Origin of the sequence: Achromobacter sp. JD-1 (assembly GCF_038594925.1) — a bacterium.
In the GTDB taxonomy this organism is placed as follows: Bacteria; Pseudomonadota; Gammaproteobacteria; order Burkholderiales; family Burkholderiaceae_B; genus Achromobacter; species Achromobacter spanius_C.
In genome coordinates this window covers 1-11,996 of sequence record NZ_JBCGCS010000001.1, presented here as the reverse complement: position 1 = coordinate 11,996, position 11,996 = coordinate 1, and the positions used below count along the sequence as shown (strand labels likewise).

The following is an 11,996-nucleotide window of genomic DNA, read 5'->3' as shown; positions in this document are numbered from 1 at the left end:
GGCCTATCCCACGGCCGCCGCCTTTGAATTCCCGTCTACGGCTCGCGCAGCACGTCACGCAGCCCGGACATGGTTCGAAACCGCTCCCACTCTTACTCCGGCGCAATTCCGTGATCAGCAATTCCGGGACCATTGCAAAGACAAGCCCGACTCTGCCCTCGAGCGCAGGATCCGGCGGGCGGCCTTCAGACAGGCGTTCGCCGAAGCTATGGGGCATATCGTCGTAGAAGAAGCACGCTTCCATGCGCTCCCTGCTTGAACGCCCCATAACGTTTCGGCTTTCCGATGCCGCACGTCGACGTTACGAAAGCGCTGCTGCGGAACGTGGAATGACGCTTTCGGCATATCTGCGGGATCGGCTTGAAGTCGACGACCAGGTCGCCGAGCACATTTCGCAGTTGCGACTCACCCTGCTAGACGGCGGCGCAGTGGGACACCAGGATATGTCACTGCTGCCCATACTGCTGGAATTGTTGCTGCTGACCCGTAGGCACAACTCCCCCGGAGACCTTCGTGCCGTCCACCTAGAGCTGGACCGTCAAGGCGTCACGCCCTGGACTGCCCCGTAAACCCTGAAATTCCTGAACTCCCTTCGGTCTATGAAAACTGCTTACGCTGCCTTCCGACTGTTCTTACTTTCGATCCTCCTGCTGCCACAGACCGTATCCGCAGAGCGTGGACGGGACTGGCCTACGATCCTCCCGCATCCGACGGAACTGGTTCGTCGCCCTATTCCTCCGTTGCCTCCTCTTCCGCAGCTCATACAAGAGAACCTCGACCGAGATACTTGGTCCTCGCCCGACGGATTGGATTGGGGCATCAAGATTGCTGAAGATGACGACGACTATGTCGTGATGTACCTATCGTCGTCGGCATGTGAACGCTGGCAGCGAGAAGGCAAGCGGTTGAAATTGCGGACTCTATATATAAACGGAGAGTCGACGGAGACGGCCGCGTGTCGCCCCGGCGTCAACAAGGCTCAGTACATGAGCCCCCGGCTGGACGCGAAGGACTCTGAGGCAATCTTGTTCAAAAGCCGCCCCGCGCCTTAGCACAAGCTGAGCAGCTCCTGTCGCCAGGCCTCGTCTGTTCGCTGCCAATTCGGCATCGCTTCTTGACAGGCGCGACCATCCCCTTCCCGGCGAACTCGCCAAGCTCCCTACGGAGTATTCCCAATGCAAGCTTTCCATTTGGCGGCCGTGTTCTCGGCGGCCTGCCTCCTTTCGGCCTGCGGATTCGTTCCGCCTGCCCCTCCGACACCTCCGGACTCCGGACGAATCCTCATCAACCACGCGGATCCGCGCACCGTTCTACCGGGTAAATCGCCGACAGCCCTGGCCTCGGCAGACATTCCGCCCATTCCCGTGCCCGAAGCGCCGCCGAAGCTCGAAAGTCCAGCGTCGCCCGCCAGCGCCACGTCGCGGGTGGATACCGATGCGACGGCTCCTGCGCCTGGCGCCAGCAGCACCGCGACGCCGGCAGCGCCTGCCGAGACGACGGCACAGACCACCGAGGCGAGCGCAAGTTCGCAGCAGGTCGCCCCGGCGGCGCCCGGCCCCGTCATCACCGTGGAGGTCGCTTCGACGGAGCCGGTCGCCGAGCCGGAAATCATGGCACCGCCCAAACAGATCTGGCGGATCAGCCCGCAAGACGGGACGGTCCGCCAAGCCCTCGTGCGCTGGGCGTCGGATGCCAACTGGACTTTCGGGCCTGACCAATGGGAACTGAACTTCGATCTCCCGATCCAGGCCCCGGCTGAGTTTGAGGCGGACTCCTTCCAAGAGGCTACCCAGGCGCTATCGCAGGCGGTCGCCATGAGCGAATCACCGATCCGCCCCTGCTTCTACGGCAACCGCGTCCTCCGCATGGTGCCGTTCACCCGCAGCTGCAACCGATCCCCCGCCACGCAATCCTAGCCGTGGCGTTGACCAGGAAATCCAATGATTGCTTACCGCACCGTACTGACGGCGGTCATGCTGGCAGCGCTTGCCGGCTGCTCGGCCCTGCAGGCCACCGACCGAGTCGAATCCCGCGCAGCCCTCCGTCAAGCCGACGGCACCCTCGCGCTGGACCACTTCAAGCTCAAAGCCGGAGACATCGACCGCGCAAAGGGCCAGGTCGTTGAGCTGCCCTGGGTCGCCGGCCGACCCCAACCGCTGGCCCGCGAAGTCACCCTGCCCCCGGCGCTCAGGGCAAACGTCAATACGACGCTGCTCTTTGAGAACAACTCCGCCGATCTGAAGACGCTGGCCGACAGGATCCAGATTGCCACCGGCATCCTGACCCAGGTAACGGCCGACGCGCTGCTCCCCGCCGAGTACTTCTTGCCGCGCCTGGCGGGCGATCTCGGCACCGTAAACCCGCTAAGCCTGGGAGCGAGCACCGCCGACACACTCGTACCGGCGCTCATTCCCGGTGCTGCGGTAGATCGCATCGCGGGTCCAGCGCTGCCCCAGGGTGTTGCACGCACGAAGATGGCTCCCTTGCCGGCCGGTCAAGCCCCTCTCGCCTCTGTGCTGGACGCCATCGCGCTACGTCTAGGCGTGTACTGGCGCTACGACGACAAGATCGGCGCACTGCGCTTTTACCGGACGGAAACCAAGAGCTACGTCGTCCGCACGCCCACCCAGGCGGCCGAAGAAAACCTGCAGCGCGATATCAAGTCGTCGAACTCGATGTTGGCGGACAGAACCAGTGCGGGCACGAAAGATGAAGCGCGCGAGCTGACGGCGGTTGTCAGCAAGGTCAGCCAGTTTCTGAGCCGCGCCGGTGTTATCAAGGCGGCGGACGGCGCGTCGAACACGATTGTGGTGACCGACACAAAGGAAGCCCAGGACCGGATCGGCGAATTTCTCGATGCTGAAAACCGCCAAATGACCCGCCGCGTACGCCTGGTCTTCGAAGAAATCACGGTGCAGAGCGATCGCATCAACCAAGGAAGCGTGGACTGGACCATTCTGTTCAACAGCCTGGGCCGCGAGAACACTGCCTCCGCAATCGGCGTCGCGCCCATGTTGGATGCGGCCAAAGCCGCTGGCAGCGTGGGCGCCGGAGTGGGAAGTGGCCCGTTCGCGGGCACCAACCTCGCGCTGTCAGCACTCTCGCAACTTGGCTCGATCATCGATCACAAGAGCATTCCCCTCCTGATGCAGAATCGCCGCCCTGGCAAGTACGACACGCGGCGCACCTTCGACTACATCAAGGATCTGCAGCAGACGCAAAGCACATCCGACTCCTCGTCCCCCACCGTGACGGTCACGCAGGACACAAAGACCGTCGGAACCTTCCTCACCGTCGTGCCCGATGCGCAAGACGACGGCCAGGTGCTCTTGACTATTGCCTACGACGACAGCCGGCTCATCGAAATGAAGAAAGAGCCAGTTGGATCCCGCGATGATCAGTCCTTCGTCCAACAGACCGATATCGGCGGTCAGGGCCGGGTGCAGCAGGTGATGGTCCGCCCTGGTGAGCAAGTTGTCATTGGAGGCTACCAGCAGTCCGCAGACAACTCCACGCGGCGGCGCCTGGATGACAAGGCTCCGCTGCTCGCCGGCGGGTCGGATGCTTCGCAAGAGAAGCAGATGCTCACGGTCGTTCTGGTAACGGCCATTCCTGAAGAAGGATTCTGACGTGGCACGACGTGAGAAGACCCAGCGGCGGCTGAGCTATCGGCTCATCGCCATCCCCGGCACATCGAATCAGCTCGTCCTTGGCATTCGATGGCAAACGGTCCTCGGTGAGGATCTGCAAAAAGAAGCGCTGCGCCTGGCACGCAAAGTGAAGGCCACGCACTTTGTTCACAGCGATGCCCGAAGCCCTTCCGTGGGGCTTCTCGTCGCCAAAGGCAAGGAGCGCCGCGCAAAGACGCGCGCCAGTCTGTTCTCGGCAGCGTCCGCGTTTGCACAGATGCACCGCCACGGCACGCACATCGTGGCGCTCAATCTGCCGGACAAATCCGTATGGATCGCCGTCATTGTCGCCGGTGTGGTCCAGGCCGGCGGCGACACGGTCTTTGCAGATGCCCAGGCAGCTCAACGCGCCCTAGATGAGGTGCTGGCGCGCTACGGCGACGCGCAGCTGCACGGGGACCGCACGCAATCGAGACCGTTCTCCCTGCAACAGCTCGCCGCTCATACAAACCAGCAGTCGTCCCTGCGCAGGGCTGGCTTCAGTCTCGCGATGGTCTCGCCCTTCTGGTGGACCATTCTGGGCCTATTTCTGGTGTACGAGGCGTGGGACATCAGCATGGGCCTCTGGGATGATGCACAGGCACGAATTGCACAGGAAATGCTGGCTGCACAGCCGGAAATTGACCCAACCACGCTGTGGACAAAGGCCATCGGCGCATGGGCAATGAATGCGCGAACACTTGGCGAGCCGGGGCTAACGCCACTGCTCCAACAAGTGGAGTCCGTGCCGACCGGGCCCGGCCGCTGGAAGCTCATCGAGGTGGACTGCCGCCCGCAGGCACGCAGCTGCTCGGCGAAGTACCAGCGCACGCGGCTCGCGGACAATCGCACCTTGCACGCGGCCTTGCCGTCGACCTGGAAGATCGACCATCCCGATCTGGAAACGGCAAACGCCTCCTGGATCATCCCTGGCGCGCTGGCGTCGCAGACCCTGGTGCTTGCAGACTTGCCCGACGCAAAGGCGATGCGGCAGGCCTGGGAGCCGTCCTGGCAGGCGTTGCGCCCGGCGCTGCAAGACCTGTCGTTGTCGCCGCCGGGACAAGTGGCAATCACGGTGCCAAACATCAAGCTATCGAACGGGCTGGAACAACCCGTGGTCAGGCCCAAAGAAATCAAGCTTCCGGCAACGCGCGCGCTCGTTATCAATGCGCCGCTGCGATCGCTATATGGCCTGGCTCTACCGCGAACCACCGAAGTCACGCAACTGCAGATGCGCTTTATGCCGGACACAAGCCCCGGCCTCACGACCAGCGCATTCGTGACAACGCTCAAAGGAACCATCTATGTTGAATCGCAATGAACGCAAGTGGCGAAGCCAATTCATCGCCGCCGCCGCCACCGCGGTCACTCTATCCATTCCCCTATCTGTGTCGGCGCAGATTCCCGTCTTCGGTGTAGATGCCGTCAACATAGCCCTGCCAATTCCGCGGACTGTACAAGAGCTCCTAGAGCTTGATGCCCAGCGCGCACTCGATGAGGAAAAGCGCAAGGCGCATTCCGCAAATGGCGGAGGCGCGCAGCTAGCCGCTTCCGGCCCGCCTACCGCCCAGGCCGCCAAGCCAAGCTCTGAGCCCGCACCCGTTGTCGCCCCGCCTCGGCTTCTCGCCATCACCGGCGTGGGCAAACAGTTGACGGTGATGGTCGACCAGGCAGGTCGCAGGGCGCATTACCGCACCGGCCAAGCCGAGCCGGTGGCCGGCGCTGATCTCGGACTGCGCCTGCAGGCCGTTTCGCAGCCTTGCGCAAGCTTCGTTGACGAGTCGCAGGATGTGGTCACCTACTGCCTCAATCGGGGAACACCATGATTTCAAGCATCATTCAATGGGTTCGGCGGCTCAAACGCACGGTGCATGTCAGCCTGCGCGAACAAGAGGAGATGCCGGTCCTGGACATGCACGCAGCGACGTCGGTAATGTCCATCAGTGACGCCCACCAGCACATCGAATCATTCGCGGACATTGCCCAAATGCACCCGGCGTTCAGAACGCTCAAGGTCGATTGGTGCGGTTCGACATCGGCAGTCACCGCGTGCGTAGCCGAGCTCGAGGGACCTCGCTACGTGGTGTTCGTCAAGCCGCGTGAAATCGACTCAGACATCTTCCGTGCCGTTGAGCAGCGCGCCGTCGACGCCGCAAAAGGGCCGGTCCAGATCTATACGATCAACCCGGTCATTTTGCTGACCCTCGTCAGAGAGCGGATGCAGGGCCAAGACGTGATCCAGCGAAGCACGCGCATTCGGGGCCAGAACGAAAGATCTGCGGTCCGCCAAGGGTTCTACGACATCGTGTCCTGGGCGGTTCGCAACGACGCGAGCGATCTGCACTTGAATATCGACACGACTGCGGCGACATCGCGCATCAGCGCCACCATCGACGGCCAGTACACCACGCCCGAGCAGCTGGCGATGCCCACGCAGCAGCTCGTCGACATGGCCAGCGTCGCTTGGCTGGACGTCAGTGGCGGCAATGGCCTGTTCCTTGACATGGCCAATGAACAACAGGGACGCCTCTACGAGGTGGTGGATGAGCGCAGCTACATGCTTCGTTGGGGTTCATTCATTGCGGACAAGGGTCCGTCCATCACACTGCGCTTACTCGACGTTGACTCCAAGGTGCAAAAGGTTGACATGGTCGACCTTGGCTACCTCCCGTCGCAAATCGCGCAATTTGAGCGTGCGACGCGAAGCATGGGTGGCGCCATTGCAATGGGCGGCATACCTGGCTCCGGCAAGACAGTGAGCATCGCCCAACTTATCGTGCGCCTACCAAGAACGCGCAAGACCATGTCCATCGAGGACCCGGTGGAACTCATCTTGGAAGCGGTGCTGCAAGCAAGCCTCTCACGGTCCCTCGATGGTTCGGATCGCGACACCATGAAGTCCAAACTCATGGCTCTGAAGCGTGCTGCGGCCAGCGACGTCTTCCTTGGTGAGATTCGCGATGTACTCACGGGTGCGGCGTTTCAAGACATCGTGCTATCGGGAAGCAACCTTTACTGCACGACACACGTGGGCAGTGCACTCGCCATTCCGCAGCGCTTCTCCTCGAGCGAAATCGGGATACCACGCAGCACACTGGGCACGCCTGGCGTGTTAAAGCTGCTTGTTCACCAGTCCCTGATGCCCAAGCTGTGCAGTTGCGCCCTTCCCGCAGCGGCGCTTCTGGAAGGTGCCGAGGACCGGATGGGCGTCAAACGGGATAGGACAACCTGGCAGCGGTATTTGGCCGACATCGAGACCCTTTACGACTTCGGCTCAGAGCCGATCAAAGTCCGAAATCCGGAGGGGTGCGAAACGTGCCGCAAAAAGGGCATCCCGGAACTGTTCGGCTACGCGAGGCGGACTGCAGTAGCAGAACTTTTCGAACCCTCTAGCGACCCGGACGCACTTCGCGCCATTACGAGCGGCGACGAGATTCGTCTAAGAGAGATCTTCGCCAGCCAGCGCACCGCCCGGTATGACGCGCCCGACATGCAGGGCAAGTCAACCATGGAATGCGCCGTCTACAAGATGAGCCAAGGCATGATTGATCCGCGGGACATTGAGCCGCACTTCACGGCCTACGCGACACTTCTGCGCCAAAGGAAAAAGGGATGAAGATTCCCTTCTACTTCACGCGAGTCGGCCAGGCCGCCAAGAAGTTCGCGCGTGCCCGCGCGGACTGGTATGAATACTTGGCGGACATGACGGAGGACACGCAGGGGCGCCGGACATTTCTCAGCATTCTCGACGCCGATGCACAGCGCTACGGAAAGAGTGCCCGTGGCGTCCTGTCCGCATACTGGGCGCATCGCATCGTCGAAACCGGCGAGCTGGGCACTACCTTGCACCGGACTCTTCCTGAGCGAGAGGTTGCGGAATTTGTTTCCCTGCAAACTCAAGGTCAGGCGGTCTTCGCGGGAGGGCTTCGCGACATGGCTGCCGTCGTACGTCTGACGGCAAAGCTGCGAGGCATCCTTGTCGGAACGCTGGCAGTGGCTGCACTGATGCTGCTCTTAGTGTGGGCCATGGTGATGCTCGCCGTTCCCTACGTCACTGCGCCAATGCTGCAGGATGCAATGCCAGACATACGGTTTGAACTGCTCAGTCCATCCACGCAGGCATTCTTCGACATGGCGCAATGGATCCGGGACAAGGGTTTCCGCCTCTGGCTGGTGTCAATAGCCCTCGGCGTTGCCGTCCATTTCTCATTTCCCTACATGGACAACGCACTGCGCCGGTGGCTCGACAAGTGGGGACCCTACCGCCTCTACCGCGACGTTCAAGCTATCGCCGTAGTGAGCACGGCGGCAACGGCTGTAAAGCCCCGTGCAGGCAAGGTCATGCAAATCCGACACGCGATAGAGCTGCAGTTGCCCGGCGCGGCTCGCTGGCTTACCCGTCGACTCCAGGCTATCCAAAATCGGCTCGACGAAGCGAAAAAGGGTGCAGAGATCTTCGACGTCGGGCTGCTGGATCGCGAGATCTACTGGTACCTCGAAGACCTCAGTAACACGCTCGGCCTAGACACGGCGCTGCAAATGACCCGGGCGCGCATGGAGACCACCATCCTCAAGCGCGTGGAAGGGCGCGCCAAGGCCCTTCGATGGGTGGCACTTCTTGGCGCTGTCATCGTCATGGCAGGCCTCTTCTTTTGGCACCAAAACGTAATCATGGATATGCGCAACGCAATCATGATCGACGCCATGTCGTGAAGAGCGAGAGACAGTCGCCTCGCGATTCAAACAAATTCAACCGGATAATTTGGAACCCATAATGCAACAACTGAACACAGCAAATCGCCGCGCCATTCAGCGCGCTGCGTCCAATAACTTGCGCCGCCAAGGCGGTTGGTCCTTGATCGAGATTGGCGCGGTAATCGCTATCGTGATCTTCCTTGTGGTAGTTAACTATCCGTCCATCAAGGGGTACTTCATTCAAGGCCGGGTGCCTGCAGCAGCTGGTGAGCTGCAGCGCTTCATGTCCACGGCCCGGATCATGGGCGAAGGCGACACTGCAACGCCGTATGCGTCCATCAACAACGCGCAGAACCTGGCGCCTTCGATGCGCGACTCCACTGTCTTCAAGGTGACGGGCAGTACGGTGGCGCACCGGCTGGGCGGCACGGGAGTCGGTTCGAATGGCACTATCACCATCGCCCCGGCTGCGCTGGGCGGTGGCGCATCCGGAAGTGCCTTATCCCTGACCGTCACGAACGTGAACCACCGCGCGTGCCCCGTTCTCGCTTCCATCATGAACGGCGTCTCCGAGATGATCAGCGTTAATGGCACAGTCGCGAAGACGCTGGGAGCGAACAACGAATCGGGTTCCTTCAACGCGGTGACCGCTCAAGATCTCTGCGTGAACGGTGACAACAACACGTTCGTGTTCGCCACCCGCTGATCGCCCGAGAACGCGTCAGGGCGTGTCAGCAGCACGCCCGAAAGGGCTTCCGTAGGAGACGAACCCATGAAACTATCCCAAACACGGTTGCGCCGGCGAGCGCACTCGCAAGCGGGCTTCACCTTGGTGGAGGTCATGGTCGCCGTGGCGATCGTCACGCTCCTGGCCGTACTTGCCGCCCGAGACCTCAGACGCCAGGGTGACGAGAGCGCGGCCGAAGCCACCGGTCGGTATCTGATGCAAATTCGTGGCGCAGTAGTCGACTTGCAGCTAAAGCACGAGGCCTGGCTGCGCGGCGAAGACCTCGCCGGCTTGCCCGCCGGCTCGTATCCCCCGCCTCCGGCTTTGACCTGGGCAAGCGTGGCCGGCGCGCAAGTCGCGCGGGGCGGAATGGCCGACCTAACGGCGTTGGGACTGCTGCCAGCGACCATCCCGCGATACCCTGCCTTGGGCGACGTGGCGCGGTTCATCCTGGTCCGCCAAGGTGCCTGCCCAGGCGATGAATGCCGTACCAGCGCCTTCGTCTACGCCTGCCATCCCATCAGCGCAGTGCGCAGCCTGCGGCAGAATGCCGAATGCACACCGCCGACAGTGAACCGTAGCGTTTACGACCAAACCCTCCTGAGCAAAGTGGTCGTGGCTGCTGAAGGCTACGGTGGCCACGACGCGCGCGGGTCGGCAAACGTCCGCGGCCCTCTGATGGACATTCCTCGTGCCTGGTTTGATTTCGGCACACAACCGGGGCATGCGGTCATCGCTGCGAGTCTGGATTCGACTCCGTTCGGCCAGTTTGTGCGCCACGGAGAAACAAGACCGGTCACATTCAACAACACCCTGACGGTGGCCGGTGCGATTCAGACCAACACGGGCCTACTGCTCAACACGGCCGTTGCACCTGGCGCGGCGTGCACGCCGGAAGGGTTATACGCGTCTACCGCAAACAAGCTGCTTGCCGTTTGCACCGGTGGCGTGTGGTTCGCCCAAACCGGCCACGTCATCACCGGCACGTACGGCGATCTTCCCAACGACGCTGCAATCCCGGCTGTCACATGCCCGGCAGGACTGTCGCCCTGGCGGCAGGTCGCTCTACAGGCGACCGACGCCACGGCACGCGGCAGCGACATCAACATCGGTGGCGCGATCGGCGGCAGCATCCAAGGCTCAGGCTACGTCAATGCAGCGGGTGCCGTTTCGGTCGGTGGTTCCTTCAGTGGCACATTTCAGAACTCAGGAAATAGCTACGTCCGCATGGCGCAGCGCGCCAGCATCGCCGGTGACCGCGTCGTGATTTCACCCCCAGACATGGGTGCCCGCGCCTCGGTGATTCAAGGCTGCAAGAACTAGCTCCTCCAGCAGGTCTTCCCCCAAGCCGCATATCGAGCGGCAAATCTATCGGAGATATCCATGTTCCTTCCCTCCATGCGAGGACAGGGCCGGGCTTTGCTCGCCCTGCTGTTCGCGCTGCTCGTGCCGACGGTCAGCCATGCATCTACCGCGAAACAGGCAGACGTACAGTTGCAGACCGATCTGAACACGATGGTCATCCGTGTCGACCAAGGCGCGCCGCTACCGCCTGGCGGCTGCGTCGGTGGCTACTCGTGGCACACAACCTACGGCGGATGCCGAATCGCCCAGACGCAGGCCGAGTATTCACAGTGCCCTGCCGGGTACACCGGCAATCAGGTCCGCTACAGGACCTACTACGTTCTGCAAGCCAACGCGAACGATGTCGCCTACGAGGGCTGGGGACCTTGGCAAGACGGTTGCACGGCATCTCGCGCTGGCGGTGTCCTCGATGTCGTGATCGCAAAGGCCCGTGGCAACGAGACAGGCGAGACGCTCGACAACAGTTTGGGCGGCACGATCGCCGCGCAGATGCAAGTCAACTACGGGACGATGTTTGGCGCCACCATCTATCGCCCGACTGCAGAACTGAACTGCATACATGCATCGGGCACGACATCAGGGGACACCACTCGCGTATGGACGGGCCAGCTGATGCCGCCCGGCGCGTCCGTGACCAAGGGTGTGTCGGGCTACTGCCAGCTCTCCAACGGAAATCGGACCGCCACCTTATTCGGCAGCTGCGATAGCAGTAGTGGCGGCGATGCCGACAACTGCCAGAGCGCGACACGGGTGGTCAACATCACATCGGTCAGCGGATGCACGGTCACGACTGAGACGCGCTTGCGCGGCCAGCTTATCGATGTCGGCAACTATGGCATCTGCAACTAAGCCAGGAGAACGCATATGCGAACCCTTCGACACCTCATACTGCTGCTGACGGTGACGTTAGCGCCTGTGGCAACGCCGGTCTATTCAGCCGGATCGCCTAGCGTTGACCTCGGTGACGTGCTGGACGGCGACAAGCGCTTGGCATGCGAAGCCATTCTTTGTCTGTCCAGCGGCACACGTCCAAGCGAGTGCGCGCCATCGCTTTCCCGGTACTTCGGCATCAGCATGAAGAAGCTATCCGACACCTTGGAAGCACGACGAGACTTTCTTTCGTTGTGCCCCGCTTCTGAAGACTCCAAGGAAATGAGCGATTTGGTGCGTGCCATTTCACAAGGTGCCGGCCGATGCGACGCCGCTGCGCTGAATGTCGCGCTTCGAACTTGGCGCGGAGGCAACGACGACGGCAGCCTCATCATCGGCAACAAACGCCCCGGCTATTGCAGCGTTTACGAGTCGCACGAATACACCGCCTTTGACGATGGTCTACCGCTTTACGTTGGGACGCCCGCCGACGGCGGTTACTGGGCGGAGCCACGGGACTACCAACACGAGCTTGCCAAGTACGAAAAGGCGCTTGCAGAACGCAAAGAGCGCGAGCAGAACGGCAAGGGGCCTGGCTTCGGCATGGTGGGGAATTGACCGATGGACTTCCCTACCCTCGCCAGGCAGTGTGCGCCCGACGTGCACATCAG

The 11,996-nt window shown here is 61.9% G+C and carries 11 protein-coding genes; all 11 read left to right on the top strand.

Features of this window, described 5'->3' with window-relative positions; genetic code table 11:
- Nucleotides 1–242: 242 nt before the first annotated feature.
- The 11 genes from WBR68_RS00055 to WBR68_RS00005 all read left to right on the top strand — a co-directional run bounded on the left by WBR68_RS00055 (nucleotide 243) and on the right by WBR68_RS00005 (nucleotide 11,943).
- A complete protein-coding gene (locus WBR68_RS00055) occupies nucleotides 243–569 on the top strand; it encodes a hypothetical protein (protein WP_230605704.1) in 327 nt (108 codons plus the stop codon).
- Nucleotides 570–1,175: 606 nt separating this feature from the next.
- Nucleotides 1,176–1,916: a toxin co-regulated pilus biosynthesis Q family protein gene (locus WBR68_RS00050; RefSeq protein WP_230605701.1), complete on the top strand. Its 741-nt coding sequence runs from the start codon at nucleotides 1,176–1,178 to the stop codon at nucleotides 1,914–1,916.
- Between the two features lie 24 nt (nucleotides 1,917–1,940).
- Nucleotides 1,941–3,629, top strand: a complete 1,689-nt coding sequence (locus tag WBR68_RS00045; protein WP_230605697.1) for a hypothetical protein — start codon at nucleotides 1,941–1,943, stop codon at nucleotides 3,627–3,629.
- A 1-nt stretch (nucleotide 3,630) separates the two neighbouring features.
- Entirely contained in the window at nucleotides 3,631–4,989 is a 1,359-nt protein-coding gene (locus tag WBR68_RS00040) for a hypothetical protein (protein ID WP_230605694.1), read from the top strand.
- The gene (locus tag WBR68_RS00035) at nucleotides 4,973–5,494 is read left to right on the top strand and encodes a hypothetical protein (protein ID WP_230605691.1); all 522 of its coding nucleotides are present in this window, start codon (nucleotides 4,973–4,975) and stop codon (nucleotides 5,492–5,494) included. Before WBR68_RS00040 ends, WBR68_RS00035 begins: the two co-directional genes overlap by 17 nt.
- Complete coding sequence (locus WBR68_RS00030; RefSeq protein ID WP_230605687.1) at nucleotides 5,491–7,284, top strand: ATPase, T2SS/T4P/T4SS family; 1,794 nt, start codon at nucleotides 5,491–5,493, stop codon at nucleotides 7,282–7,284. Before WBR68_RS00035 ends, WBR68_RS00030 begins: the two co-directional genes overlap by 4 nt.
- Entirely contained in the window at nucleotides 7,281–8,381 is a 1,101-nt protein-coding gene (locus WBR68_RS00025; RefSeq protein WP_230605684.1) for a hypothetical protein, read from the top strand. Before WBR68_RS00030 ends, WBR68_RS00025 begins: the two co-directional genes overlap by 4 nt.
- Nucleotides 8,382–8,442: 61 nt before the next feature.
- The gene (locus WBR68_RS00020) at nucleotides 8,443–9,069 is read left to right on the top strand and encodes a prepilin-type cleavage/methylation domain-containing protein (RefSeq protein WP_230605682.1); all 627 of its coding nucleotides are present in this window, start codon (nucleotides 8,443–8,445) and stop codon (nucleotides 9,067–9,069) included.
- Between the two features lie 66 nt (nucleotides 9,070–9,135).
- Nucleotides 9,136–10,413, top strand: a complete 1,278-nt coding sequence (locus WBR68_RS00015; RefSeq protein WP_230605680.1) for a type II secretion system protein — start codon at nucleotides 9,136–9,138, stop codon at nucleotides 10,411–10,413.
- 60 nt (nucleotides 10,414–10,473) lie between these two features.
- Nucleotides 10,474–11,304, top strand: a complete 831-nt coding sequence (locus WBR68_RS00010; protein WP_230605678.1) for a hypothetical protein — start codon at nucleotides 10,474–10,476, stop codon at nucleotides 11,302–11,304.
- A gap of 15 nt (nucleotides 11,305–11,319) precedes the next feature.
- On the top strand, nucleotides 11,320–11,943 hold the full coding sequence (locus WBR68_RS00005; protein WP_127183538.1) for a TrbM/KikA/MpfK family conjugal transfer protein: 624 nt from the start codon (nucleotides 11,320–11,322) through the stop codon (nucleotides 11,941–11,943).
- Nucleotides 11,944–11,996: the final 53 nt, after the last annotated feature.

What these genes read in the sequence shown, in the direction of transcription:
- WBR68_RS00055 (WP_230605704.1), top strand. Translation starts at nt 243, where the DNA reads ATGCGCTCCCTGCTTGAACGCCCCATAACGTTTCGGCTTTCCGATGCC.
- WBR68_RS00050 (WP_230605701.1), top strand. Translation starts at nt 1,176, where the DNA reads ATGCAAGCTTTCCATTTGGCGGCCGTGTTCTCGGCGGCCTGCCTCCTT.
- WBR68_RS00045 (WP_230605697.1), top strand. Translation starts at nt 1,941, where the DNA reads ATGATTGCTTACCGCACCGTACTGACGGCGGTCATGCTGGCAGCGCTT.
- WBR68_RS00035 (WP_230605691.1), top strand. Translation starts at nt 4,973, where the DNA reads ATGTTGAATCGCAATGAACGCAAGTGGCGAAGCCAATTCATCGCCGCC.
- WBR68_RS00030 (WP_230605687.1), top strand. Translation starts at nt 5,491, where the DNA reads ATGATTTCAAGCATCATTCAATGGGTTCGGCGGCTCAAACGCACGGTG.
- WBR68_RS00025 (WP_230605684.1), top strand. Translation starts at nt 7,281, where the DNA reads ATGAAGATTCCCTTCTACTTCACGCGAGTCGGCCAGGCCGCCAAGAAG.
- WBR68_RS00020 (WP_230605682.1), top strand. Translation starts at nt 8,443, where the DNA reads ATGCAACAACTGAACACAGCAAATCGCCGCGCCATTCAGCGCGCTGCG.
- WBR68_RS00015 (WP_230605680.1), top strand. Translation starts at nt 9,136, where the DNA reads ATGAAACTATCCCAAACACGGTTGCGCCGGCGAGCGCACTCGCAAGCG.
- WBR68_RS00010 (WP_230605678.1), top strand. Translation starts at nt 10,474, where the DNA reads ATGTTCCTTCCCTCCATGCGAGGACAGGGCCGGGCTTTGCTCGCCCTG.
- WBR68_RS00005 (WP_127183538.1), top strand. Translation starts at nt 11,320, where the DNA reads ATGCGAACCCTTCGACACCTCATACTGCTGCTGACGGTGACGTTAGCG.